General features: G+C 72.1%; 16 protein-coding genes. 12 read left to right on the plus strand and 4 right to left on the minus strand.

Going from position 1 to position 26,437, the window contains the following annotated elements; genetic code table 11:
• Positions 1-86: 86 nt before the first annotated feature.
• The 3 genes from AMK22_RS13370 to AMK22_RS13380 all read left to right on the plus strand — a co-directional run bounded on the left by AMK22_RS13370 (position 87) and on the right by AMK22_RS13380 (position 5,539).
• Positions 87-2,210, plus strand: coding sequence for a phosphocholine-specific phospholipase C (locus AMK22_RS13370; RefSeq protein ID WP_073784690.1), 2,124 nt, complete (start codon positions 87-89; stop codon positions 2,208-2,210).
• 441 nt (positions 2,211-2,651) lie between these two features.
• Positions 2,652-4,898 (plus strand): MMPL family transporter, encoded by a 2,247-nt coding sequence (locus AMK22_RS13375; protein ID WP_079186129.1) that lies wholly within the window; start codon positions 2,652-2,654, stop codon positions 4,896-4,898.
• Positions 4,895-5,539 (plus strand): GNAT family N-acetyltransferase, encoded by a 645-nt coding sequence (locus AMK22_RS13380; RefSeq protein ID WP_242433963.1) that lies wholly within the window; start codon positions 4,895-4,897, stop codon positions 5,537-5,539. Before AMK22_RS13375 ends, AMK22_RS13380 begins: the two co-directional genes overlap by 4 nt.
• Before the next feature lie 45 nt (positions 5,540-5,584).
• Here AMK22_RS13380 and AMK22_RS40050 read toward each other — a convergent pair whose 3' ends face one another.
• Positions 5,585-8,272 carry a helix-turn-helix domain-containing protein gene (locus AMK22_RS40050; RefSeq protein WP_073784692.1) on the minus strand — a complete coding sequence of 896 codons (2,688 nt, stop codon included), beginning with the start codon at positions 8,270-8,272 and terminating at the stop codon, positions 5,585-5,587.
• A 223-nt stretch (positions 8,273-8,495) separates the two neighbouring features.
• Between AMK22_RS40050 and AMK22_RS13390 the strand changes: the two genes are divergently transcribed.
• From AMK22_RS13390 to AMK22_RS13405, 4 genes are all read left to right on the plus strand, one after another.
• Positions 8,496-8,723 carry a hypothetical protein gene (locus AMK22_RS13390; RefSeq protein ID WP_073784694.1) on the plus strand — a complete coding sequence of 76 codons (228 nt, stop codon included), beginning with the start codon at positions 8,496-8,498 and terminating at the stop codon, positions 8,721-8,723.
• Between the two features lie 185 nt (positions 8,724-8,908).
• Entirely contained in the window at positions 8,909-10,135 is a 1,227-nt protein-coding gene (locus AMK22_RS13395; protein WP_242433964.1) for a serine hydrolase domain-containing protein, read from the plus strand.
• Between the two features lie 89 nt (positions 10,136-10,224).
• A complete protein-coding gene (locus tag AMK22_RS13400) occupies positions 10,225-11,316 on the plus strand; it encodes an alpha/beta hydrolase (protein WP_073784696.1) in 1,092 nt (363 codons plus the stop codon).
• Positions 11,317-11,664: 348 nt separating this feature from the next.
• Positions 11,665-15,036 (plus strand): AAA family ATPase, encoded by a 3,372-nt coding sequence (locus tag AMK22_RS13405; RefSeq protein ID WP_079186131.1) that lies wholly within the window; start codon positions 11,665-11,667, stop codon positions 15,034-15,036.
• A gap of 62 nt (positions 15,037-15,098) precedes the next feature.
• Here AMK22_RS13405 and AMK22_RS13410 read toward each other — a convergent pair whose 3' ends face one another.
• The 3 genes from AMK22_RS13410 to AMK22_RS13420 form a co-directional block, all read right to left on the minus strand.
• Entirely contained in the window at positions 15,099-15,470 is a 372-nt protein-coding gene (locus tag AMK22_RS13410; RefSeq protein WP_073784698.1) for a DUF6191 domain-containing protein, read from the minus strand.
• A gap of 21 nt (positions 15,471-15,491) precedes the next feature.
• Positions 15,492-16,748, minus strand: coding sequence for a PQQ-dependent sugar dehydrogenase (locus tag AMK22_RS13415; protein ID WP_443333290.1), 1,257 nt, complete (start codon positions 16,746-16,748; stop codon positions 15,492-15,494).
• Between the two features lie 269 nt (positions 16,749-17,017).
• Positions 17,018-18,010 carry an aldo/keto reductase gene (locus tag AMK22_RS13420; protein ID WP_073784702.1) on the minus strand — a complete coding sequence of 331 codons (993 nt, stop codon included), beginning with the start codon at positions 18,008-18,010 and terminating at the stop codon, positions 17,018-17,020.
• Positions 18,011-18,201: 191 nt separating this feature from the next.
• On the opposite strand from AMK22_RS13420, the gene AMK22_RS13425 reads away from it, so the two are divergent.
• The 5 genes from AMK22_RS13425 (at position 18,202) to ilvC (ending at position 26,244) form a co-directional block, all read left to right on the plus strand.
• Positions 18,202-19,224 carry a 2-hydroxyacid dehydrogenase gene (locus tag AMK22_RS13425; protein WP_079186133.1) on the plus strand — a complete coding sequence of 341 codons (1,023 nt, stop codon included), beginning with the start codon at positions 18,202-18,204 and terminating at the stop codon, positions 19,222-19,224.
• A gap of 411 nt (positions 19,225-19,635) precedes the next feature.
• On the plus strand, positions 19,636-22,482 hold the full coding sequence (locus AMK22_RS13430; RefSeq protein WP_073784704.1) for a putative bifunctional diguanylate cyclase/phosphodiesterase: 2,847 nt from the start codon (positions 19,636-19,638) through the stop codon (positions 22,480-22,482).
• Between the two features lie 217 nt (positions 22,483-22,699).
• Positions 22,700-24,556, plus strand: coding sequence for an acetolactate synthase large subunit (locus AMK22_RS13435; protein ID WP_073784706.1), 1,857 nt, complete (start codon positions 22,700-22,702; stop codon positions 24,554-24,556).
• A gap of 22 nt (positions 24,557-24,578) precedes the next feature.
• Positions 24,579-25,106 carry an acetolactate synthase small subunit gene (ilvN, locus tag AMK22_RS13440; protein ID WP_073784708.1) on the plus strand — a complete coding sequence of 176 codons (528 nt, stop codon included), beginning with the start codon at positions 24,579-24,581 and terminating at the stop codon, positions 25,104-25,106.
• Positions 25,107-25,242: 136 nt separating this feature from the next.
• On the plus strand, positions 25,243-26,244 hold the full coding sequence (ilvC, locus tag AMK22_RS13445) for a ketol-acid reductoisomerase (RefSeq protein ID WP_073784710.1): 1,002 nt from the start codon (positions 25,243-25,245) through the stop codon (positions 26,242-26,244).
• The last annotated feature ends 193 nt before the right edge of the window (positions 26,245-26,437 follow it).

Consider the following 26,437-nt stretch of genomic DNA (forward strand, 5'->3'; position numbering starts at 1 on the left):
TTCACCACCGAGCCGTACGGAGTCCTTCCCGAGGCCACCTGGCGTGACTACGTTCCCGGCCATACGACAGGACTCGGGAGGCTCACTTGACCACGGACATCTCACGGCGACGGCTCTTCGCACTCGGTGGCGGCGCGTTCGGCGCCGCGGCGGCGGGGTCGCTGCTGCCGCCGTCGCTGCAGGCCGCGATGGCCGCGCAGCCGGCGCACCCGGCCGGGTCCGGTGGCGGTGGGCTCCGGGACATCAGGCACGTGGTGATCCTGATGCAGGAGAACCGTTCCTTCGATCATTACTTCGGCGCGCTCCGGGGCGTACGCGGCTTCGGCGACCGCAACGCGATCGAGCTGCCCTCCGGCAGGCCGGTCTTCGAGCAGCCCGCCCCGCTCGGCGCCTCCGTGCTGCCGTTCCCGGTGCGGGGTGCCGCCGAGACGCAGAAGAAGGACCTCCAGTACATCGGCGCGCTCGACCACTCCTGGAACGGCGGCGGCCGAGCGTGGGCCGACGGCTGGATGAACGGCTGGGTGAGCGCGAAGACGGCCGCCACCATGGCGTACTACGACCGCCGCGACATCCCGCTGCACTATGAACTGGCCGACACCTTCACGGTTTGCGACGCCTACCACTCCTCGATCCACTCCTCGACCAGCCCCAACCGCAACCACCTCTGGAGCGGGAAGACGGGCTACGAGCCGAACGGGAAGCGGGCCGTCGGCAACGACGCGTACGACGAGGGCACGCACCCCGGGTACGACTGGGGCACCTACGCGGAACGGCTGGAGAAGGCGGGCCGCAGCTGGCGCACGTACACCGAGTGGGAGAACTTCACCGACAACCAGATCGAGTTCTTCGCCACCTTCAAGGCGATCGCCCGCAAGGCGCTGGCGAGGACCGGTGGCCACACGTACATGGAGTCGTTCTACTCGGCCGTCCGGGACGCGGACGCCGCCGAGCGGGAGCGGCTGCTCGGGCTGCTCGAACAGGGCGTCGCCACCCTGGACAGGACCGGGCGCAGCCTCTTCGAGCGCGGGCTGCGCAGGGTCGAGACCGGCACGCTGGCCGACGAGTTCGCCAAGGACGTGGCGGCGGGCACCCTCCCCGAGGTCTCCTACCTGGTGCCGTCGGCCCTCGACTCCGAGCACCCGAGCGTCTCCTCGCCGGTCCACAGCGCGACGATCGTCTACAAGATCCTGGACGCGCTGGGCAGGCACCCCGAGGTCTGGCGGCACACCGCCGTCATCATCAACTACGACGAGAACGACGGCTTCTTCGACCACGTGCCGCCGCCCGTCGCGCCGCCGGAGGTGGCCGAGGAGCGGTGGGAGGGCAAGCCGACCGGTCTCGGCATGCGGGTCCCACTGCTCGTCGTCTCGCCCTGGACCGTGGGCGGCTACGTCTGCTCCGAGGTCTTCGACCACACCTCCGTCATCCGCTTCCTGGAGCGCTGGACCGGGGTGGAGGAGCCGAACATCGGCGCCTGGCGGCGCACCGTCACCGGCGATCTGACCTCGGCCTTCGACTTCGAGCGCGCACGGCGGCGGCCCGACGTGGAACGGCCCGGCGCCATCCCGCCGTTCACCGGACGCTGGGCGCCGAGGCCGCCGCTCGTGCAGCACATGCCCGCACAGGAGCCCGGGGTGCGCCCGGCCCGCCCGCTGCCGTACCAGCCGGACGCGCAGGCCCGGCTGGTGGGCGGCGAGGTGCGCGTGGCCCTCGGCAACACCGGCCGCTCCTCCGCGCACTTCACGCTGTACCCGTACGCGGGCGAGTTCCCCGTGCCGCAGCACCGCGACGTGAAGGGCACGGCGCACTGGTCGGTGCCCGTCAACGGCTCGGCGTACCGGTTCACGGTGACGGGCCCCAACGGCTTCCGCCGCGAGTTCGCCGGGCCCGCGGCGGGCGCCGCCCTGGCCGGTGCCGAGGTCGGCTCACGGATCGACGCGCACGAGCGGGATCTGCATCTCGTCCTGCGCAACAACGGGCGGACGACGCTCACCTTCACCGTGCGGCCGCTCGGATACGTCGACGAGGCGGACCTGCGCGACTGGACCAGGACGGTCAAGGTCAAGCCGGGACGCAGCCGTACGGTGGTGCACTCGGCGGCGGACGCGCACGGCTGGTACGACCTGGAGGTCACCGTCGACGGGGAGGGCGGCTTCCGGCGCCGGCTCATGGGACACATCGAGAACGGCCGGGCGAGCGTCTCCGGCTGACGGCGACGGCCGGGACCGGCCGTTCACGGCGGCCGGCGGGCCGGCGACCCGGGCGGCGTGCGGGCGCTCCCGCCGCCCCCCGCTGGTGGGCATGGCCCCGTAGGTCCTCGGGCGGCGCGGCGCCCCGGTGGAGCGGGTCGTGGTGGACGCGCTCGCCGCGGCGCGAGGGACCGTGACCGCCCGACCGCACCGCGGCCGGGGCGCCACGCACAAGGAACCAGGCACCAGGCACCGCTCGCGGGCGGACCTTGTGAGTAATGCCACGAATGGGGCAAAGGATCACCATCAGCTGCGAGAGTGGACATACCCACGTCATGCGTTCTTCGCGGGTGCTCCATGTCTCGTTCCGCCGTGCGCCACCCACCCGTGGCGGCACGAGCCCGACGAGCCGTGCGCCGGAAGAGCCGCGAACCGTCCGCGAACCGTCAGGGAGCACGTCAGGTGGCCGCCCTTGCCCGTTGGTGTATCAGGCACCGCCTCGTCACTGTTCTCGTCTGGCTTCTCGCCCTCGGCGGCGCCGCCACCGCGGCGGGCCTCGCCGGCTCCGCGTACTCCAACCAGTACGACGTGCCCGGCACGGAGGCCGGCCGGGCCGCCGATCTCCTGAAGGACGGCTTCAAGGACCTCGGCGGGGACACGGACACCATCGTCTGGCACACCACCGACTCCACCGTGCGGGCCGCCGACGTCCGGCAGACCATGACCCGCACCCTGCACGCGGTCGAGGAACTGCCCGGAGTCGGCGCCGTCACCGGGCCGTACGGGGCGTCCGGCGCCGGACAGATCAGCCCCGACGGACACACCGCCTACGCCACGGTCACCTTCGACCGGCCGTCCGACGCGATCCCCGTGCACCAGGCGCAGGCCCTCGTGGACACGGCGAAGGCGGCCGAGGCCGACCACCTCCGGGTGGAACTCGGCGGACCGGCCGTCGCCCTCACCGAGGCGCCCGCCATCCACTTCAGCGAGGTCATCGGGGTCGTCGTCGCGGCCGGTGTCCTGTTCCTCGCCTTCGGCTCCCTCGCCGCCAGCATGCTGCCCATCGCCACCGCCCTCGTCTCCGTCGGAACGGCGTACGCGGGCATCATGCTGCTGGGTCATGTGATGACCGTCGCCGACTTCGCCCCGATGCTGGGCATGCTGATCGGGCTGGGCGTCGGCATCGACTACGCACTGTTCATCGTCACCCGGCACCGCGCCGGTCTGCGCCAGGGCATGCCGGTCGCCGACGCCGCGCGCGGCGCCGTCGCCACGACCGGCCGGGCCGTCGTCTTCGCCGGGGCCACGGTGTGCGTCGCGCTGCTCGGCATGCTCGTCCTGCGACTGGAATTCCTCAACGGCGTGGCGATCGCGGCCTCGCTCACCGTCGTCCTGACCGTGGCCGCGTCCGTGACGCTGCTGCCCGCCCTGCTGTCCTTCATCGGGATGCGGGCGCTGAGCCGCCGCGAACGGGCCCGGCTCGCCGAGGAGGGGCCGCGGCCCGACGTCCCCACCGGGTTCGCCGCCCGCTGGTCCGGGTTCGTCGAACGCCACCCCAAACTGCTCGGCTCACTCGCCGCCGCGGTGATGCTGGTGCTGGCGCTGCCCACGCTCTCCCTCCACCCGGGCACCTCCGACCAGGGCAACAACCCGGCCTCGTCGACCACCCGGCAGGCGTACGACCTGCTGTCCGACGGATTCGGGCCCGGCGTCAACGGCCCATTGACGATCGTGGCGCAGCTCGACGGTGCCGGGGACCGGCTCGCGATGGACGGCCTGCCCGCCACGCTGCGCGCCACCGAGGGAGTGGCGTCGGTCGGCCCGGTCACGTACAGCAGCGGCGGCGACACCGCCTTCGTCACCGTCGTACCGACCTCGTCACCGCAGTCGCGGGACACCAGCGACCTCGTCGACCGGCTGCGCTCGGACGTCGTCCCGAAGGCCGAGGCGAACACCTCGCTCCAGGCCCATGTGGGCGGGGTGACGGCCGGGTACGACGACTTCGCCCGGACCGTCATGGACAAGCTGCCGCTCTTCGTCGGCGTGGTCATCGCACTCGGCTGCCTGCTCCTGCTGCTGGCCTTCCGGTCGATCGCCATCCCCCTGAAGGCCGCCGTGATGAACGTCGCCGCCGTCGCCTCCTCGTTCGGGGTCGTCGTGGCGGTCTTCCAGTGGGGGTGGGGGAGCGAACTGCTGGGCCTGGGCAGCTCCGGTCCGATCGAGCCGTTCCTGCCGGTGATCATGGTGTCCGTGCTCTTCGGGCTCTCCATGGACTACCAGGTGTTCCTGGTGGGGCGCATGTACGAGGAGTGGCTGGAGACCCGTGACAACCGGAGGGCGGTACGGGTCGGTCTCGCCGAGACCGGCCGGGTGATCAACTCCGCCGCGGTGATCATGATTTCGGTCTTCCTCGCGTTCGTCCTCAGCGGCGACCGGGTCATCGCCATGTTCGGGATCGCGCTGGCCGCGGCCGTGGCCCTCGACGCCTTCGTCCTGCGTACGCTGCTCGTCCCCGCGCTGATGCATCTGCTCGGGGGCGCGAACTGGTGGCTGCCGCGCCGACTGGACCGCTGGCTGCCGCGGATCAGCATCGAGACTCCGGAGCGCGGCACGGCGCATGCGAGGATCGCGCGAGAGGCGCACGCGGTGCCACCGGCGGAACAGGTCGGGGCCGCGCGGGAGACGAAGACGGTTCGAGACGGAGCATGATGTTCGCGATAACCCTCGGCGACGCAGACGACACGAACGGCAGGGACAGCGGCGAGCGCGGGGACGGCAGCGGCCACGCGGGTCGGGGAGATCACGGGGGCCGCGGAGGCGAGGGGGCGGAGCTGCGCCCGCTGGAGGTGTGGCACGCCGAGGAGTTCCTCGCCCACATGGACCGGGCCCGCGCACTCGTCGACCCCTGGATCCCCTTCGCCTCCTTCGCCACCGACGCGGACTCGGCACGCGCGCTGCTCCTGCGGTACGCGGAGAAGCGGGCGAACGACACCGGACGGCTCTACGGCATCTGGCTGGACGGCACGCTCGTCGGCGGTGTCCTGTTCCGGATCTTCGAGGCGGACTCGGGCAACTGCGAGATCGGCTGCTGGCTGGAACCGGCGGGGGAGGGGCGCGGCCTGGTCACCCGGGCGGCGCGGAAACTGATCGACTGGGCGGTCCACGAGCGCGGCATGCACCGCGTGGAGTGGCAGGCGACCAGCACGAACACCCGCAGCATCGCCGTGGCCCGGCGGCTCGGCATGCGGCGCGACGGAGTGCTGCGCCAGAACTACCTCTACCGCGGGGAGCGGCACGACTCGGAGGTCTGGTCCGTGCTGGCCCCGGAGTGGCGCGCCCGGAACGCCTGACGCCGCGGCGGTGCGGGGCGGGAGCGCGTAACGGCGCGCCCCTGGTCACTTCCGGCCGGTGAATCGGGCCGGGGCGTACCGGGCCTGCTGCTCGCGGTACGAGCGGCCGAGGTGGTGCTGGAGCCGGATGTGGCGGAACTGGTAGACCGCCCCGGTCTGGCGCAGCACGCCCCGGCGGTACGCGTCGTCCAGGAAGGCGACCGTGTCCCAGGGCAGCTTGCCGGTCAGGGGCAGCCAGACGCGGGCCAGGATCACCCACTGGCCCCAGGCGGTGAACGAGAACGCGTACGAGAGCGCGCCGCCGAGGCCGCCGACCGCCCCGATGACGAGTCCGTCCTCCAACGCCCAGTTCATCGGTCCGAGGAACTCCTGCAACAGATCGGTGAACAGATAGCCGTCGAGGGCGATGGCGAGGGTGAGCGCCGGAATGAGGACGAGGACCTGTCGGCCCACCGTCGTGCGGTTCCAGGCCAGCAGACCGGCGGGGGTGGCCGCCGAGGCGACGTCCAGGGGCGCTTCGAGCACGGCCAGCAGGCCGAACACCAGCCCGGCGCCCGCCCCGAAGATCAGGCCGAAGGCCAGCATGTTGATGAGCGTGCCCTCGATGACCCGCTCGTTCGTGAGCGGGATGCCGTAGGACAGCCGGCGCTGGAGGGCGAGGGAGCTCGCGCACCCGACGCCCATGACGAATCCGCCCAGCAGGACGGCCCCGAACCGGGTGGTGAACACGCGGACCGGACGGCGGCCGATGCCCTCGCCCCTGCGGTGCAGTCTCAGCCGCACGTAGGACGGCTCGAAGGCCCCGGCGCCGACCGCGGCCATGATCCCGTACACGCTCGCGAAGGAGAGACCGGCGCACGTCCCCATCAGGGAACCCAGCAGGAGGGAATCGCCGAACGCCATCGGAATGAAGAACAGGGCGACCAGCCACTCGGACACGGCGACGCTCAGCGCGGAGGCCAGCGCGACGGCCGCGACGCGCGTGGACAACCGTACGGAGCCGCTGATCCGCCACCACGCGAGGTCCTGCTGGTCGCGGTCGAGCCGGGCCAGGTGGTGGGCGAGGTAGCCGAGCCAGCGCTCGGTGCCTTCCGGGTCCCGGTTCCCGTCCCCGGTCCGGGGACGGGTCCGGACCCGGTTCCGCTCGCCGCGCCGGAGGTCCGCGGCGGTCAGTTCGGCGGCGTGGCCCCGGTAGACCGTCGGTACGAAGCCCGCCAGCAGGTGTTCCTCCAGGGACTTCTCGTCGGGGAACCGTTCCGTGTCCAGCAGTTCCACCGGATTCCGGTCGGGCGCCTCGCTGTACATCGTCCGCGCCAGGACGACCATGAGCGGGGTGTTCAGGACCCTGGCGAGCGGTACGTCCACCGCCCGGCCCTCCCGGTCCCGCAGCCCGTCCAGGACCGGCCCCCACACCGCACCGTCCCGGGTGCACCCGTCGCCGTCGGCGCCCGCACCGTCGACGCCTTCACCGCGGACGCCCTTGCCGCGGACGATCGGCCGGGCCGTCCTGGGCAGATAGGCCACGAGGTCGTCGAGGGCGAGGTCGGTGAGTTCGATCCCGGCCGCCCAGACGAGCGGCGCCCCCGCCGCATGCACCGCCTCGGCGAACTCGGCACGCCGACTGGTCAGGACGAGCGGAAGAGAGGTGGCGTTGAGCGCTTCCAGCGACGCCTGCCGCAGTCCCTCCGCGACCTCGTCGAAGCCGTCCAGGACCGGCAGTACGAGACCGGCGTCGACGAGGGCGGCGGCCAGCGGTCCCCCGTCGGGGGCCCGGCGGGCCAGATGCGGATGATCGCGTACCAGCCGGTCGACCAGCCAGTCCCGCAACGCGATCGCCGTCGGGTCCCAGGAGCCGAGACTGAAGATCACCGGCACCTTGTCGGCGAGGTCCGTGTCCTCCAGATAATCCAGGACGAACCTGATCGTCAGGATCGACTTGCCCGATCCGGCCCGGCCCAGAATCACCAGCCGTCCGGACCGGATCCTCCGGTAGACCTCGGCCACGCTCCGCACGTCGCCCTCCAGGTCCATTCGGTGCGGAGTCGCGCCCGACGGAAGGCGCTGAATGTTCTCCGGATAGTCCGTCAGGAATTCCGGCGCCTCCCGCCAGCGCACCGGTAACGGAAACGGGTCGTGAACCCGGCGCTGTTCCTCCTCGCGCCGCCAGCGACGCCCGATTTCCCTCGCCAATTCGGCGGCGGCGTCGGCGAGCGCACCTCGGACGTCCACCGGAGACAGGGCGCGGGCCGCCGGAACGGAATGCGGTACGGGCGGGGTGCCGGGCGAATCGGCTGTGCCGGAACTCGAAAGGCGCACTCCCGTGGCCGAATCCGATGAGGCGGTGATGATCGACTCACCCGATGTCGCGACCTGTTCGGAAATGCCGAGGGGTGATCCGGGTGCGCTGGACGCCGGTTCGGGAGCGCTCGCGTCCGATTCGGTTGCGGGGGAGGCGGGTTCGGCCGACGCGGGACCGGGTGCGGCCGGTCCAGGACCGGGCGCGACCGCTTGGAGCTTCGCGAGCAGGGCCGCGATCTGCCGCCGGTCGTCGGGCCCGACCTCCAGGGCGTCCGCCAACAGGTTCAGCGTCCCCAGCCGGTGATCTTTCGACCGCCCCGTCTCCAGCCTGCGGATGGTGCTGACGCTCACCCCGGACCGTTCCCCCAACTGCTCCTGAGTCAGCCCCGATCGGGTCCGCAGCCGACGTAACAGAGTGCCGAGCCGATCGGTCACTTCGACACCCTTTCACCACCGAGCGCGGTCGCCGATGAGCCTACCGTGACGACCGGTCATATATGACCGGTGCCATGACCTGTCCCCCGAGCAGCGCGAACGCCAGGCTCATGGGTGTCCGGCCGGTGCGGCGAGCGGATCCGCGGTGAGCGGAGCCGTTCGGACGCCGGCCCCGGCCGGCGCCCATGGAAATGCCTCCCGCCACCACATAGGAGGAGTCGGCATGGCATATCGCTTCTGGTGCGGTGAATGCGGTTTCAAGACGTCGTGGCTCAGTGAATCCGAGGGCGCTCGACGTCAGATGGACCACTACACCAAGCAGCATCCCGGGATTCCTCCCGGTGGCCATGTCGAGGCCAACCGGAAGAACCCGGAGGGTGGCAACGGGTGTCTTCAACTGGTGGGATTCGTCCTGCTGTTGCTGCTGATCGCGGCCGCGTGCAGTCGATAGGCCCGTGAGACATGCGAGTTGACATGTGCGGGATTCGTGCGCGGTCGATACGTGCGCGACCCGTGTGTGGTCGACAGGCGTGAACATCGCTGTTCCCGCCACCGCGTCATCCCGCCGTTCCGCGCCACCACGATTCCGTAATTCCAGCACGATCTCGTCATTCCGGTCGAGAAGGAGAGAAACGCATGAGCGTGAGCATGTTCGCCGGTCCCGCGGCCCGTACGTCGACGGAAGCCGGTCGTTCCGGCGGCGGGAAAGCAGCCCGCCGGTCGTCGTCGCGGCGCCGGGGCCGGCTGCTGACGGCCGCCGTCGCCGTCTGTCTCCTGGCGGGCGGTGCCGGCCAGGCGACCGCCGCCGAACCGACCCCCGCCGACATCCTCCGGTCCGGCGCCCAGCAGGGGGTCGCCGACGGATACCCGGGCGTGATCGGCATGGTGCGCAAGGGGGACAGCGCCCAGTACGTGCAGGCGGGGGTCGGTGACCTGTCCACCAAGGCGCCCGCCGACCCGAAGGCGCAGTTCCGGATCGGCAGCAACACCAAGGCGTTCATCTCCACCGTGCTGCTCCAGCTGGAGGGCGAGCACCGGCTCTCCCTGGACGACACCGTCGCCCGATGGCTGCCGGGCGCCGTCGCCGCCAACGGCTACGACGGCGCCAAGGTCACGATCCGCCAGCTCCTCAACCACACCTCGGGCCTGCCCGACTACCTCGGCGCCCTCCAGGTGTCCACCCCGTACTACCTCAACACCAACCCGAGGGAGGCCATGGCGCCGCAGTCCCTGGTCGACATCGGCCTCGCCCGGAGCGCGCCCAAGACCGAGCCGGGGGAGAAGTTCGGCTACTCCAACACCAATTACGTGCTCGCGGGCATGGTGATCAAGGCCGTCACCGGCTCGGACCCGGCCACCGAGGTCCAGCGGCGGATCATCGAACCCCTCGGTCTGCGCGACACCAGCTTCCCCACCGAGGACCCCGCCCTGTACGGCAACTACCTCCACGGCTACGTCCTGCGCGTCCTCCTCATCGGCGACGGCACGGTCTCCAACGTGCAGGTCACCGGGAGCGCCGGTGCCATGGTCTCGACGCTGGACGACCTGGCCACGTTCTCCCGGGCGTTGCTGACCGGGAAGCTCCTGGCGCCCGCGCAGCTGGCCGAGCTCAAGACCACGGTGCCGGTGAACGCCGAGGGCACCGCCGGCTACGGCCTGGGCATCCAACACGTCAAGCTGCCCTGCGGGAAGTGGGCGTGGGGCCACAACGGTGCGGTGCTCGGCTACTTCAGCGAGTGGCTCACCAGTGAGGACGGCTCCGAGCAGGCACTGCACACGAACAACGAGTACCACATGCTCGCCGGGACGAAGGGGCAGGCCGATACGGGCAAGGGCATGACGGACGCGTTCTGCGCGCTCTGAGCGCTCCGAAGCCTGAAGGGCGTCCGCTCCCTCCGCTCCTCCCTCCTCCGCAAACCATGAGAGACATCCGCTCCCGGGAAGGATCACCGATGAGATCAGCACTGAACGCCTGGAGACTGCACGCGAGAACGGCCGTCGTCGCCGCCGCGATGACGGTGACGGCGACGCTCGCGACACCGGCCGCGCACGCCGAGGGCTCCGATCCACCCGTGTTGTCCGACGGGTTCGGACTGACCCAGGTCCCGGGCGGCACCGAGGTGCACTCCGCGAACGACTTCACCATCACCGTGACCACACCGCAGGTGTCGGGCCCGCACAAGATCCGCGTCTTCCTGCCCAGCGGCTATCGCTCCGACCCCGACCGGCGGTGGCCGGTGGCGTACTTCCTGCACGGCGGGGGCGGGAACGTGAACGACGCCGCGGCCGCCCCCGCACTGCGCTCGGACTCGATGATCACCGTGGTTCCGGACGGCGGCCTCAAGGGCTGGTACGCCGACTGGGTCATGCAGAACACCGTCGTGGGGGCGGCGAACTGGGAGACGTTCCACCTCGATCAGGTCGTCCCCTTCATCGACGCGAACCTGCGGACCGTCGCCGACCGGGCCCACCGGGCCGTCGTCGGTCTCTCGATGGGCGGTTCCGGCGCCCTGCACTACGCCGAGGCCCGTCCCGATCTCTTCGGCCATGCCGCCTCCCTGTCCGGGGGCATCGACTTCGACATGGCGGAGATCCGGGGAGCGGTCCTGGCCACGGAGCTCAACCTGACGGGCGCGTGGTGCGCCGTGAGCACCTCCACGCCCTCCGGCACCGGCAAGTGCACCGGATACGGGCCCACCGTGGACAGCGACGCGATCTACGGTTCCCCCTACCCGGTGTTCGACGCGGACCGAGTCTGGAAGGCGGTCAACCCGGCCTCCCCGGCCAACCTGTCCGCGCTCGCCGAGACCGAGACCACGCTCTACACCGGTGACCAGGGGCTCATCGACCACTTCACCGCGATCGCCGCAGAGCGGGTGAAGGCCCGCTCGGACCAGCTCGGGCTGCGCACCCGTCTCGTCGACTACGGCGACGGGTCGTCACTGGCCCCCACCTGCGACGGCGGACACAACTACGGGTGCTGGGCCCCCGCGCTCGCCGACTACATGGCCCGGCTGCGGGCCTCGTTCGCCGCCGCGGACTGAGTCCTCGACGGCGGTACGGCGAGAGGCGGTGCGGCGGACGGCGTACGGGGGGCGTCGTCCGCCGCACCACCATGGGTCCGTACGGCGAGGAACGGCCAGTGGCGTGGGGACGCGTGGGCCGGGGCGGTGGGAAGTCCTGAACGGCCAAAGGCGCGGGGACGGATGGGAACGGCTGGACGCGGTCGGCGTGGCGGGACGTACACGACGGCCGACGCCCCGGTTCCGGGGCCGTGCTCCCGGATCCGTGCTCCGGGACCCACGTTTGCGGACCGCTGCTCCCGGATCCGTGCTCCGGGACTCGCGTTTGCGGACTGCTGCTCCCGGACCCGCGCTCTCGGCCCGTGTGCGATGCTCGGCGATGTGGAGACCCGGCCCGTCAGTCCTGAGTCCGTCAGTCCCGTGCCCGGCGGTCCCGTCTCCGACGGCTCGCCGCCCGTCGATCCGGTGTCCGTCAGCCCCGTGTTCGTCGGCCGCGCGGCCGAGTTCGCCGCGCTCGTGGACGCGCTCACCCGGGCCGCCGGTGACGGGCCCCGGGCCCTGCTGATCGGCGGCGAGGCGGGCGTCGGGAAGACCAGACTGGTCGAGGAGTTCCTGGGCGAGGCGGTACGACGCGGGGCCGTCGCCGCCGTCGGCGGCTGCGTGGGCACCGGGGCCGACGGCCTCCCGTACGCCCCCTTCTCCACCGCCCTGCGCGCCCTGCGCCGTGCCCTGCCCGACGAGATGGCCGCGGCCTGCGCCGGGCAGGAGGGCGAACTGGCCCGGCTGCTCCCCGAACTCGGCAGGGCCGAGCACGACGCGACCGACGGGCACGGCACCGCCCGCCTCTTCGAACTCACCGCCGGACTCCTGGAACGTGTCTGCGCGCAACGCGTCGTCGTCCTCGTCCTGGAGGATCTGCACTGGGCCGACGCCTCGACCCGCCATCTCCTCGCCCACCTCCTTTGCACCATGCGCGCCGGCCGCCTCGTCGTCATCGGCACCTACCGCTCCGACGACCTCCACCGCCGCCACCCGCTGCGTCCCCTCCTCGCCGAACTCGACCGGCTGCGGACCGGTCGGCTGCGGACCGTCCAGCGCATCGAGCTCGCCCGCTTCGACCGCTGCGAAGTCCGCCGCCAGCTCACCGGGATCCTCGCCGCCGCCCCGGAGCCCGGCCTCGTCGACGAGATCCACGCGCGCTCCGACGGCAACGCCTTCTTCGTCGAGGAACTCGCCCGCGACCTGGAGAACGGCGACCGCTCCCGGCCGCCCGGCGCACGGCTCCCCGGTTCGCTCAGCGACCTCCTGCTCGTCCGGGTCGAGGCCCTGCCCGAGGACGCCCGCGGCATCGTCCGGATCGTCGCCGGGGGCGGCTGCGCCGTCGAGCACCGGCTACTGGCCGCCGTCGCCCGGCTCACCGGGGACGCGCCCACCGAGGACCGCCTCGTCGGCGCGGTGCGAGCGGCCGTCGGCGCCGGTCTGCTGCTTACCACCCCGGAGGGCGACGGGTACCGGTTCCGCCACTCACTGGTGCGCGAAGCGGTCGACGGCGATCTGCTGCCCGCCGAGCGTTCCCGTCTCCACCGGCACTACGCGCAGGCACTGGAGGCCGACCCCGCCCTTGTCCGCGAGGGCGAACACGCGACCCGGCTCGCCGGTCACTGGTACGGCGCACACGACGCCGCCAAGGCACTCCCGGCCGTGCTGAACGCGGCGGCCAAGGCCCGCGGCCGGTACGCGTTCGCCGAACAACTCCGCCTGCTGGAAAGGGCGATGGAGCTGTGGGACCGGGCCCCCGGCGCGGTGCGCGACGCCCTGCGCCCCCTCGGCCGCCCCGAGAACCGCCCGGCCCGCGACCTCGACTCCCGCACCACGCCGATCCGTCGCGCCGACCGCGTGGCCCGCTTCGGCCGCGACGACGGCGACGACCAGACCCGCCGCACCCCTCACGCCGCCCGTCCCGATCATGTCGACCTGATGGCCGAGGCGGTCGTCGCCGCCCGGTTCGGCGGTGAACGCGAACGTGCCCTGGCCCTCGCCGAGAAGGCCACGCGCGTGTTGGAGGACGCGGGCGACGATCCCTTGCGCGCCGCCTGGTTCTGGGTCCGGCGCTCCCGGCTGGCACAGGACCTCGGACACGGCGACGGCCGACGGGAACTGGCCCGCGCCCAGGATCTCGTGCGCGGACTGCCCCCGTCATCCGTGCACGCCGACGTCCTGATGAACGTGGCGGGATGGGGCGCCCGGCACCGGCCCGGGCCGAACGCGCTGTCGGCCGCCGACCGCGCCGTGGAGTACGCCCGGCTCGTCGGGGACGAACGTGTCGCGCTGCACGCCGGACTCGTACGCGGCCGGCTCACCGCCGACGCGGGCGGCGTGGACGACGGCATCGCCGAGATGTACGCCGTCCGCGAGAAGGCCGGCGAACTGCGCCTGGCCGACGTCATGAGCCGGGCCGCCACCGCCCTCCCCGCCACGCTCGAATCCATGGGCCGCTCGCTGGAAGCCGTGGCGGCCGCCGACGACGGAATCGACACCGCCCGCGCCCTCGGCATCGCCGACATGGAGGCATCCGTCCGCTGCGACCGGGCGAACTCGCTGTTCTCCCTCGGGCATTGGGACGAGAGCCGGACGACCGTCGCCGCGGCGGCACGTGCCGCCCGGTCCGAGGAGGCTCGGGCCCATGTCGCCTCCTGCCGTACCGAACTCGCCCTGGCTCGTGGAGATCTGGCCGAGGCAGAGATCCAACTCGCCCTGTCCCGAAGCGGATCCGGCTCCTACGTCCCTCACCCCGGACACCGGATCACCTTCGTACGGCACACCATGAGCCTCGCGGTCCGGCAGGGCCGGCTGCCCGAGGCGCGGGCCGTGTTCGAGACCCTGGCGGACGAGGACTTCCGGCCCGGGACCCAGCGGTACGCGCTGCCGCTGCTCCTCGTCGCCGCCGCGGCCGAGGCGGACTTCCGGGGCCGCACCACCGCGGACGCCGACCGGTTGGTGGTTCTCGTCGCCGTCCGGGCCCGTCTGAAGCGGCTGCCGACGCTCGTTCCCGTATGGGCCGCGTACGCCCTGTGGGTCGAAGCCGAACTGGCCCGTGCCGAGGGGGACGACGCCCCCGACCACTGGTCCCGCGCCGCCGCGGCCTTCGCGCCCCTGCACCGCCCCTACGAGCTGGCGCGGATCCGCCGCCGCTGGGCCGTGGCCCTCCTGGGCGCCCCCGGCGACCGGCCCGCCGCCACCGTCCTGCTGCACGAGGCCCACCGCGCCGCCCTCCGGCTCGGCGCGCGACCACTGGCGGAGACCGTCGAGCGGCTGGCCGGACGCGCCCGCGTCCCCCTCGCCGGACCCGGCCCGGTCGGCGGTCGCGTCGACGGCGAACGCGAGAGGCCCGGCACACCGGCCGCCGTGACCGCCACCGCGGCTTCCGCCGTCACCGTTCCCGACCCGGACGACGACACCGGCGCGGCGGTGGAACACGCCGAGCACCACCCGGGGGAGGCCGCAGCGCGGGCCCTGGAGCGCCTCGGACTGACGAGACGCGAACAGGAAGTGCACCGGCTGGTCGCCGCGGGCCGCAGCAATCGCAAGATCGCCGAGGAGCTGTACATCTCGCCCAAGACCGCGAGCGTGCACGTCTCCAACATCCTCGCCAAGCTCGGCGTCTCCGGCCGGGGCGAGGCGGCCGCCCTCGCCCACCGGCTCCGGCTGTACCCCGCCCAGGACGCCACCGACGGCCTGTGACGTGCCTCCGGCTCCGTCGGCCCCGCCGCACCGGACGTACTCGACGAGCCCGGCGGTCCGGGCTACGGCCGCGCCCCGGCGCCGCCCTCCGAAGCGCCGCCGTCGCGCGGCTCCGCGTCCGGGCCCGCGTCGGGGTCCGTGTCCGGTGTGCGAGGAGACGCGGCCCCCGGTATGCGGCGGGACACGGCCTCCGGCGCCGGACCCCGGCCCGCCGACGGGGCGCACGCGTCGCCGTCCGGCCGGCCGTCACCGGGCGTCCTGCCGCTCCCGGGCGCGCGGACGACGACCTTCCCGGAGGCCAGATCTATCGGACCGCGCCCCGGGTCGCCGACGCCGAGATCGACGCGGGACAGCTCCAGCCGCTTGCGTTCCTCGGCGGCGTGCCTGCGACCCGGTGCGAAGATTTCCTCGAAGAAGTTGAACACCGGCCGCACGCCCTTTCACCGCTGTAGCCGCTACCGCACCTCCAGCACCAGGATCCTGTCGTCTCCCGGCTTCGGGGTGCCGCGCGTGTCCGTATTGCTCGTCACGAGCCAGAGCTTGTCGCCGCCCGCGGCGAGCACGGTGCGCAGACGGCCGTACTTCCCCTCCAGGAACGACTGCGGGGCCGCCAGGGGTTCCCCGTTCTCCTTGCCGGACAACGGAATCCGCCACAGCCGCTCACCGCGCAGGGCCGCCATCCAGATTGAGCCCTCGGCGAAGGCGATCCCGCTCGGGGACGCCTCGGACGTCTTCCACTGTGCCACGGGATCGATGAATCCCTTCTTCCTGGACTTCCCCTCGGCCTGCGGCCAGCCGTAGTTGCCGCCCGGCACGATCCGGTTCAGCTCGTCCCAGGTGTCCTGCCCGAACTCGGACGCCCACAGCTGCTTGTGCTGGTCCCAGGCCAGCCCCTGCACATTGCGGTGTCCGTACGAATACACCACGGAGTCGGCTTCCGGGTTGCCGTGCAGGGGCCTGCCGTCAGGGGTCATCCGCAGGATCTTCCCGCCCAGCGACTTCCTGTCCTGCGCCAGCCGATCGTCGCCCGTGTCACCGGTGCCCGCGTACAGCATGCGGTCCGGGCCGAAGGCGATCCGCCCGCCGTTGTGGACCGAGCCCTTCGGGATGCCCCGCAGGATCGTGTCCGGCGCGCCCAGCAGGCGGCCCGGCGTCGTGCCGTTCTCGTCGTACTGCATGCGCGCGATCCGGTTGTCGGACGCGGTCGTGAAGTAGGCGTACACCAGATGGTCCGAACCGTAGTCGGGGGACACGGCGATGCCCAGCAGCCCGCCCTCCCCGCCGGGCGCGACCCCCGGCACGGCGCCGAGCAGGGTCTTCTTCCCGCTCTTCCCGTCGATCAGGGTGATCGTGCCCTTGTCGCGCGAGGACACCAGCAGATCGCCGTCGGGCAGCTCCGCCAGCCCCCACGGCGAGCCGAGGCCCTCGGTGAGCGTGGAGACCACCCGCACCGAGCCCTTCGCGGGCGGCGGGGAGAGCGTCGCGGACGGCGTGGCCGCCGGGCCGGTGGCCGAGGGGGCGGCGGTCCGGGACGGGGACATGCCGCCGACCTGTCCGCCGACGGCACCGACGTCCGAGGAACACCCCGAGGCCAGCAGGAGCGCACCCGCGGCCAGCGAGGCCCCGGCCACGCCCCGGGCAGCGCGTCGAGGCCGCCCTCCACCGCCCGCGGAGCCTCGGCCTCTTACCGTTCCGAACAGAACACCGCGCACAGCACCGGTCCCTTCAACGCCTTCGACGACCCGGATACCGTTCTTACACCGAGGCCCGCCCCGGGACGCCCGTCCCGGCCGATCTCCTCGGCCGATCGGCGTCACGAGCGCGACGCCGGAACGCCACGGCCATGCCCCGGAACGGGCTTTGGTCCCCGCGGCCACGCCCCACGGGACCCCGCGCGATCGGCCCGGGCCGTTCCGTCGCGGCCCCGTCGCCGCCCCCGCTCCCCGCGCGCCCGGCCCCATGACCGATCCCGGTCCCGCGCTCAGTCCCAGGACCCCCGTGCCGGGGGCAGCCGGGCGATCTCCACGAGGTCCCGCTCGGTCAGCCGCAGCCCGGCGGCCCCCGCGTTCTCCACCGCCCAGTGCTCCCGCTTCGTCCCGGGGATCGGCACCACGTGCGGCCCCTGCCGCAGCACCCAGGCCAGCGCCACCTGTGCCACGGTCGCCCCGTGCCGTTCGGCGATCCGGCGCAGCCCGGCCACCACCGGCTGGTTCGCGGCCATCATCTCGGCCGTGAACCGGGGGTGCCGCGCCCGCAGGTCGTCCGGTTCGAACCCCTGTCCCGGAGTCAGGGTGCCCGTCAGGAAGCCGTTCCCCAGCGGCATCGCCGCCAAGAGCCCCACGCCCCGCGCCGAACACCACGGAAGCAGCGACACCAGGGCCTCCCGCGACCAGACCGAGAGCTCGGCCTCGACCGCGCTCACCGGGAAGACCTGTTGCACCCGATCGAGCTGACGGATCGTTTCGTCGTACATACCGGCCCCGAGCCGCCGGGAAGCCCGCGCCCCGACCGCGCACAGCCCGAGCGCCCGCACCTTCCCGGCCGTCACCAGCTCCGCCATCGCGCCCCAGGTCTCCTCGACCGGCACCTCGGGGTCGGCCCGGTGGAGCTGGTACAGGTCGATCACATCGGTCTGCAGCCGTCGCAACGAGGCGTCGCAGGCACGCCGCACGTATCCGGGCCGACCGTTGGCGACGATGTGCTGATCACCCACCAGCAGGCCGCACTTGGTGGAGACGAAGGCATCGGACCTGCGGCCCTTCAGCGCCCGGCCGACCAGCAGTTCGTTGGTGAAGGGGCCGTACATGTCGGCGGTGTCGAGCAGTTGGACCCCCGCGTCGAGCGCGGCGTGCACCGCCCGCAACGCTCGGTCACCGCGCCGCTGCGACGCGCTGTACGCCCAGCTCATCGGCATACAGCCAAGTCCGACCGCACCCACGGCGAGCGCCGCCGCACCGAGACTCCTGCGCTCCAACTCCCCGAACCCTCCCTCGGCCCCGCCGTCACGGGACCACAACGCACCCCAAACTAACCTCTGCCGACCGCCGCGCCTCGCGCAGCCTCCCGCCGACCGCCTTTCCCCGTACGGCTCCTGACGGCCCGGGCCCGCTCCGCCCGGCTGCCGGGACGCGGCCCGGTGCCGGGACCGGCCATAGCCTTCTGACCATGACTCCGACGAATTCGACGACCACGACGACCACGACCACTCCGGCGACCCGGGCCACCACGACGACTCCGACCGCCTCGACGCGGCCCCACGACGTATGGCTGCCGTATCCCGCCGAAGAGATCGAGGGGCTTCCGGACGGCCTCGTCTACCGCTTCTGGGACGGCACGGGGGACTTCCCGGCGGACCCGGCCGACTGCGCCTTCTACGTCGTGCCGTACATGTCGGACGCCGGGACCGCGACCCGTCCGTTCGCGGCCATGACACGGGTCCGGGCCGTGCAGACGCTCACCGCGGGCATCGACCACGTGGAACCGAGCCTCGGGGCGCTGCCCCCGGGAGTGCGGCTGTGCAACGCCAAGGGGGTCCACGAGACGTCGACCGCGGAGCTCGCCCTCACCCTGATCCTCGCCTCCCTGCGCGGCATCCCCGGATTCGTCCGCGGCCAGGACCGGGAGGAGTGGCGGGCCGGTTTCTATCCCGCGCTCGCCGACAAGTCCGTGCTGATCGTGGGGTACGGGGCGATCGGCGCGGCCATCGAGGACCGGCTCGCGCCCTTCGAGTGCGCACGCGTCGCACGCGTCGCACGCTCCGCGCGGACGACGGAGCGCGGCCCCGTGCACACGCTCGACGACCTGCCCGCGCTCCTGCCCGAGTCGGACGTCGTCGTGCTGGCCACCCCGCTGACCCCGTCCACACAGGGGCTGGTGGACGCGGAGTTCCTCGCCGCGATGCCGGACGGCGCGCTGCTCGTGAACGTGGCGCGGGGCGGGGTCGTCGACACCGGAGCACTACTGGCCGAACTGGAGTCCGGCCGGTTGCGCGCGACCCTCGACGTCACCGACCCGGAACCCCTGCCGGCCGGACACCCCCTCTGGCACGCGCCCCACGTCCTCGTCTCCCCGCACGTGGGCGGCACCAGCTCCGCGTTCCTGCCGCGCGCCAAGCGCCTGTTGACCGCTCAACTGAGCCGCTTCGCCGCGGGGGAGCCGTTGCGGAACGTCGTGCACACCACCGGCTGATCATGTTGCGCACCAAGGGACGGCCAGGGAGCGAACCACAAGATGATCACGGGATACCCATGAACCGACCACGCTACGGGCCCGTATGACTGCGCTCCGTCTCGACCGCCACCTTGATCGTCACGCAGCGTAGATGGACTATGTCCCTGAGTGACCGGTCTGGTGTATCGTCCCGAAAGGGGCGCTGCGCCGAGGAGGGACGGTGCCGGGGAGGACGCAACACACGAGGGGGCGATGGGTGATGTACGGCCGAGGGGCGAACGATCCGACACGGCACGGCGGCCGACGGCTGCCGTGTCCCGACGGCGGGTGCCGGCCGCCCGCCCGCGCGTCGGCGGGGGCGGCCGACCGCGGACGGGTCCCAGTGGTGTGCCGGGCGCGCGTGCGCCGGTCGGCGCCGGGTGTGCGCCGGTGAGCGCGCCGAGCGATGCCTTCGGGGCGTTCCTGGCCCGGCGGTCGGCCGTCGGCGGGACCGGCGCGGTGGTCTCGCAGATCCTGCTCGGCCTCGTCTGCGGCGGTTACGCGGTCGGGGCGGCCCTCGGCTGGGGCTCGCCGGAAGTGGCGCTCTTCATGGGGGATTTCGGTCTCAGCGCCGCCGCGCTGATCGCCGCCGTCTCCTGCTACCTCTACGCGCGCGCCGACGGCGACCGGTGCCGCCCGGCCTGGCTGCTGTTCTCGTTCTCCTCGCTCATGGCGGCCGGGGGCAACGCCGTCTGGGGCTGGTACGAGGTCGTGCAGGGGGTCCGGGTGCCCAGCCCCTCCCTCGCCGACGTCTTCTTCCTGTGCTTCGCGCCGCCCGCCGTCATCGGGCTGCTCGTCCTCGCCAAACGTCCCGTCACGCGGGCCGGATGGCTCTGCCTCGTGCTCGACTCCTGGCTGATCGGCGGCTCGCTCCTCACCATCTCCTGGAGCCTCGCCCTCGCCCACACCGCGCACGTCACGGACGCCGAGGGGACGAGCGTGGCCCGCGCGGCGCTCTCGCTGGCCTATCCGCTGCTCGACATCGTGCTGGTCTCCATGGTGCTGGCCCTGCACTTCCGCCGCGCCAACATCAACCGCTCCGCGGTGAACACGGCCATCGCCGCACTCGCCGTGACGGTCCTGTCCGACGCCCTGTTCACCTCGCCGCTGCTGCGGCAGGCGTACCACTCCGGCCAGCTGCTGGACGCCGGCTGGTTCGCCGGTTCGCTGCTCCTCGCCTACGCCCCCTGGGGCGTGCGCGCCGCCTCCGGCGACGTCCTGGCGCCGCGCGAAGCGCCGCGCCAGGCCAGTAGCCGGCCCATCGCCGGTTCGCTGGCCGCTCTCACGCCGTACCTCGCCGCCGCCGTCTGCACCCTCGGCATCCTCTACAACGCCGTCGAGGGCCGTACGGTCGACCGCGTCGTGGTCTTCACCGGCTGCACGGTGGCGCTCGCCCTCGTGGTCCGGCAGGCCATCATGCTCGTCGACAACATCGCCCTCACCCAGGAGCTGGCGCAGAAGGAGAACCACTTCCGCTCGCTGGTGCAGGGTTCCAGCGACGTCATCATGATCGCCGCCCCCACCGGCGTCCTGCGCTACGTCAGCCCCGCCGCCGCGGGGGTGTACGGGCGCGACGCCGAGGACCTGGTCGGCACCCAGCTCGCCTCGGTCATCCACCCCGACGACCTGGGCGGCGTGGTCCACGAGCTGCGCCGGTTCCTCGCCGCCCCGCAGAGCGAGGAACCGACCACCCGGATCGAGTGCCGCTTCAGATCGGGCACGGGCGACTGGCTCAACGTCGAGTCCACGGTCAACCGCCATCAGGGCGGGCTGATCCTCAACAGCCGCGACGTGACCGAACGCGTGCGGCTCCAGGCCCAGCTGCAGCACAACGCCGAGCACGACCCGCTCACCGGCCTGCCCAACCGCGCCCTGTTCACCGAGCGGGTACGGCAGGCTCTCGGCGGCCGTCGCACCGGCGACGCGGGCACCGCCGTGCTCTTCATCGACCTCGACGGCTTCAAGGCGGTCAACGACCGTCTGGGCCACCAGGCGGGCGACGAACTCCTCGTCCAGGCCGCCCGCCGTCTCCAGGAGTCCGTCCGGGCCGGCGACACCGCGGCCCGCCTCGGCGGCGACGAGTTCGCGGCGATCATCCTCGGCGACGGCGCGGGCGACCAGTCCGCCCGGGAGTGCCAGGTCCACGAGATCGCCGACCGACTCCGTCTCACCCTCTCCCGGCCCTACCACGTCGGCGTCGGCCCCGGCGAGGTCAGGGTCGCCGCGTCCATCGGGGTCGCGTTCGCCGAGCCCGGTATCACCCCCAGCGACCTCATGCGCAACGCCGACCTCGCCATGTACCGGGCCAAGGCGGGCGGCAAGAACCGCGTCGAGCTGTACGCCCCGCAGATGCAGGCCGAGGTCGTCCGCCGTTCGGAGCTGGCCGCCCGGCTCCGCAACGCGCTGCGCGACGGCGAGTTCGCCCTGCTCCACCAGCCGGTGGTGCACCTGGCCAGCGGCACCGTGGCGGCCGTCGCCGCCCAGGCGCGCTGGCGGTCCGCCCAGGGCATCCTGTTCACCCCCGCCGAGTTCCTCCGCGTCGCCGAGGACGGCGACCGCACCGCCGAACTCGGCCGCTGGCTCCTCGAAGAGGCCATCGAGCAGGCCGCCGACCGGGCCAGGGCCGGACACCAGGTCTCCGTCGCGGTACGGCTCCCCGCCCGCAGACTGCTCGACAAGGGGACGCCGTCCGGCTCCATCGAGGCCCTGCTCACGCGGCACCGCCTGCCCTCCGGCACCCTGATGATCGAGGTCGCCGAGAGCGACCCCCGGATCCCCTTCGACGAACTCGAACAACGCCTCGTGGCACTGCGCCGCCTCGGCGTGCGCATCGCGCTCGACGGATTCGGCAGCGGATACGCGGCCATAAACGCGCTCCGCCGGCTCCCCATCGACGTACTCAAACTGGACCGCGGTCTCGTCGAGGGCGTCGTGGAGTCCGCCCGCCTCCACAAGATCACCAGCGGCCTGCTGCGGATCGCCTGCGACCTGGGCATGCAGTCCGTGGCCGACGGGGTCGACGTGCCGGAGCAGGTCCTGGCCCTGCGCGCCATGGGCTGTACGCACGGACAGGGGATGGCGTTCTCCGGGCCGCTCGACGAGTACCGGCTGCGCCGCGCCCTGACCCGGGGCACGTTCCCGATGCCCGGCACCGCCACCGCGGAACCCGTCCTGACGGGCGGCTCGATCCCACTCCTCAGCGGCTCACATGCTGAGACGCCCGTCCCACCCACTTGACACGTCGTGTGCGTCGGAGAGAGGGTCGATGCCATGCGCACCCGAATTCTCGTACTTGGACAGCGCGTCGGCTGAAGCAGAGTCCCTCGATGGCACTCTGCAGACCACACCGACGCGCTCCCCTCGCTTGCCTCATGGCACGAGGGGTTTTTTGTTGCACCGGAACCACGCAAACGCCGCAGAACACCCCGCACGAACCCTCAGCTTCGAGAAGAGAATGCCGATGACCGAGCAGGCCACAGGGGCCCACCATCCCCAGCCGCGGGCCCGTAACGGCGGATCGCCCGCCGCCACCGTTGAGCACGTCACGGGCGCGCAGTCCCTCATCCGCTCCCTCGAGGAGGTGGGGGCCGACACGGTATTCGGCATTCCCGGCGGCGCCATCCTTCCGGCCTACGACCCGATGATGGACTCCACCCGGGTCCGTCACGTGCTGGTCCGTCACGAGCAGGGCGCCGGACACGCCGCCACCGGCTACGCGCAGGCCACCGGCAAGGTCGGCGTCTGCATGGCCACCTCGGGACCCGGTGCCACCAACCTGGTCACGCCGATCGCGGACGCCCACATGGACTCCGTCCCGCTGGTGGCGATCACGGGCCAGGTCGCCTCGGGGGCGATCGGCACGGACGCCTTCCAGGAGGCGGACATCTGCGGCATCACGATGCCGGTCACCAAGCACAACTTCCTCGTCACCAAGGCCGAGGACATCCCGCACACCATCGCCGAGGCGTTCCACATCGCCTCGACCGGCCGTCCGGGCCCCGTCCTCGTCGACATCGCCAAGGACGCCCTCCAGGCGCAGACCACGTTCAGCTGGCCGCCCACCCAGGACCTGCCCGGCTACCGCCCGGTCACCAAGCCGCACGCCAAGCAGATCCGCGAGGCCGCCAAGCTGATCACCCAGGCCGAGCGCCCGGTGCTGTACGTCGGCGGCGGCGTCATCAAGGCCGGGGCCACCGCCGAACTGAAGGTCCTCGCCGAACTCACCGGAGCGCCCGTCACCACCACGCTGATGGCGCTCGGCGCATTCCCCGACAGCCACCCGCTGCACGTCGGAATGCCGGGCATGCACGGTTCGGTCACCGCCGTCACCGCGCTGCAGAAGGCCGACCTGATCGTCGCCCTCGGCGCCCGGTTCGACGACCGCGTCACGGGCAGGCTGGACAGCTTCGCCCCGTATGCCAAGATCGTCCATGCCGACATCGACCCGGCCGAGATCGGCAAGAACCGCGCGGCCGACGTGCCGATCGTGGGCGACGCCCGCGAGGTCCTGGCCGACCTCGTCCAGGCCGTCCAGGCCGAGCACACCGCGGGTCATGTCGGTGACTACGCGTCCTGGTGGAAGGACCTCGATCGCTGGCGCGAGACGTACCCGCTGGGCTACGACCTCCCCGAGGACGGCAGTCTGTCCCCGCAGCAGGTCATCCAGCGCATCGGCCGGCTCGCCCCCGAGGGCACGATCTTCGCCGCGGGCGTCGGCCAGCACCAGATGTGGGCCGCCCACTTCATCGACTACGAGCGGCCCGCCACCTGGCTGAACTCCGGCGGTGCCGGAACGATGGGGTACGCGGTCCCGGCCGCGATGGGCGCCAAGGCCGGCGCGCCGGACCGCACCGTCTGGGCCATCGACGGCGACGGCTGCTTCCAGATGACCAACCAGGAACTCACCACCTGCGCGCTCAACAACATCCCGATCAAGGTCGCGATCATCAACAACGGCGCGCTCGGCATGGTCCGCCAGTGGCAGACCCTGTTCTACAACCAGCGGTACTCCAACACGGTGCTGCACTCCGGTGCCGACACCGAGGGCGTCCCGGCGAAGGGCACCCGAGTCCCGGACTTCGTCAAGCTGTCCGAGGCCATGGGGTGTCACGCCATCCGCTGCGAGGACCCGGCCGACCTGGACAAGGTCATCGAAGAGGCCAACTCCATCAACGACCGTCCGGTCGTCATCGACTTCATCGTCCACGAGGACGCCATGGTCTGGCCGATGGTCGCCGCCGGCACCTCGAACGACGAGGTCATGGCCGCCCGCGGGGTCCGCCCCGACTTCGGCGACAACGAAGACGACTGAGAGACCGAGAGAGACCGACGCCATGTCCACCAAGCACACGCTCTCCGTCCTGGTCGAGAACAAGCCCGGTGTCCTCGCCCGGATCACCGCCCTGTTCTCCCGCCGCGGCTTCAACATCGACTCGCTCGCGGTCGGAACCACCGAACACCCCGACATCTCGCGCATCACCATCGTCGTGAATGTCGAGGGCCTGCCCCTCGAGCAGGTGACCAAGCAGCTCAACAAGCTCGTGAACGTCCTCAAGATCGTCGAACTGGAGCCCTCCGCTGCGATCCAGCGGGAGCTCGTCCTGGTGAAGGTCCGCGCCGACAACGAGACCCGCTCCCAGATCGTCGAGATCGTCCAGCTGTTCCGCGCCAAGACCGTGGACGTCTCCCCGGAGGCGGTCACGATCGAGGCCACCGGCGGCGCCGACAAGCTGGAGGCCATGCTCAGGATGCTGGAGCAGTACGGCATCAAGGAGCTGGTCCAGTCCGGCACCATCGCCATAGGGCGCGGCGCGCGCTCGATCACCGACCGGTCGCTGCGCGCCCTCGACCGTACGGCCTAGTGCCGGTCCCGGTGCCGCCGTCGCGGCGGCACCGGGACGTCGCCCCCTCGCCGCCCGTATGGCGAGATCAGTAAACGTTTCCGACGTATCCCGCCGTACGGTGGGACGCACCACCCGCACACCAAGGAGAGACCCAGTGGCCGAGCTGTTCTACGACGACGACGCCGACCTGTCCATCATCCAGGGCCGCAAGGTCGCGGTCATCGGCTACGGCAGCCAGGGCCACGCCCACGCGCTGTCGCTGCGCGACTCGGGTGTCGACGTCCGTGTCGGTCTGCACGAGGGCTCCAAGTCCAAGACCAAGGCCGAGGAGCAGGGCCTGCGCGTGGTGACCCCCGCCGAGGCCGCCGCCGAGGCCGACGTCATCATGATCCTGGTCCCGGACCCGATCCAGGCCCAGGTCTACGAGGAGTCCATCAAGGACAACCTCAAGGACGGCGACGCGCTGTTCTTCGGCCACGGCCTGAACATCCGCTACGGCTTCATCAAGCCGCCGGCCGGTGTCGACGTCTGCATGGTCGCCCCGAAGGGCCCGGGCCACCTGGTCCGCCGCCAGTACGAGGAGGGCCGCGGCGTCCCCTGCATCGTGGCCGTCGAGCAGGACGCCACGGGCAACGCCTTCGCGCTGGCGCTGTCGTACGCCAAGGGCATCGGCGGCACCCGCGCCGGCGTCATCAAGACGACCTTCACCGAGGAGACCGAGACCGACCTGTTCGGTGAGCAGGCCGTCCTCTGCGGCGGCACCGCCGCCCTGGTCAAGGCCGGTTTCGAGACCCTGGTCGAGGCCGGCTACCAGCCGGAGATCGCGTACTTCGAGTGCCTGCACGAGCTGAAGCTCATCGTGGACCTCATGTACGAGGGCGGCCTGGAGAAGATGCGCTGGTCCATCTCGGAGACCGCCGAATGGGGCGACTACGTCACCGGCCCGCGCATCATCACCGACGCCACCAAGGCCGAGATGAAGAAGGTCCTCGCGGAGATCCAGGACGGCTCCTTCGCCAAGAACTGGATGGACGAGTACCACAACGGTCTGCCCCGCTACAACGAGTACAAGAAGGCGGACAGCGACCACCTCCTGGAGACCACGGGCCGTGAGCTGCGCAAGCTCATGAGCTGGGTCAACGACGAGGACGCGTAAGCACGCCCAGGGGGCGGACCGGAGCGCCGGTCCGCCCCCGTCGCATTCACCGCCGGAAGAGGCTGCGCGCACGTGTGTACAAGTCGTCCACTCCGTGTGGGTGATCCTTCCAACGGGGCGCAGTGCGCGCCCCGGCGCATGACTACACTGCTCCACACATACACGCGTCAGGCCCACAGTGTCGTGCGTCTTC

The sequence above is a fragment of the Streptomyces sp. CB01580 genome, from assembly GCF_001905795.1.
GTDB lineage: Bacteria > Actinomycetota > Actinomycetes > Streptomycetales > Streptomycetaceae > Streptomyces.

Bases quoted from the DNA above. Each gene is read 5' to 3' on its own strand.
- AMK22_RS13380 (WP_242433963.1), top strand. From the start codon at position 4,895: ATGATGTTCGCGATAACCCTCGGCGACGCAGACGACACGAACGGCAGG.
- AMK22_RS13435 (WP_073784706.1), top strand. From the start codon at position 22,700: ATGCCGATGACCGAGCAGGCCACAGGGGCCCACCATCCCCAGCCGCGG.
- AMK22_RS13390 (WP_073784694.1), top strand. From the start codon at position 8,496: ATGGCATATCGCTTCTGGTGCGGTGAATGCGGTTTCAAGACGTCGTGG.
- ilvN (WP_073784708.1), top strand. From the start codon at position 24,579: ATGTCCACCAAGCACACGCTCTCCGTCCTGGTCGAGAACAAGCCCGGT.
- AMK22_RS13425 (WP_079186133.1), top strand. From the start codon at position 18,202: ATGACTCCGACGAATTCGACGACCACGACGACCACGACCACTCCGGCG.
- AMK22_RS13395 (WP_242433964.1), top strand. From the start codon at position 8,909: ATGAGCGTGAGCATGTTCGCCGGTCCCGCGGCCCGTACGTCGACGGAA.
- AMK22_RS13405 (WP_079186131.1), top strand. From the start codon at position 11,665: ATGCTCGGCGATGTGGAGACCCGGCCCGTCAGTCCTGAGTCCGTCAGT.
- AMK22_RS13400 (WP_073784696.1), top strand. From the start codon at position 10,225: ATGAGATCAGCACTGAACGCCTGGAGACTGCACGCGAGAACGGCCGTC.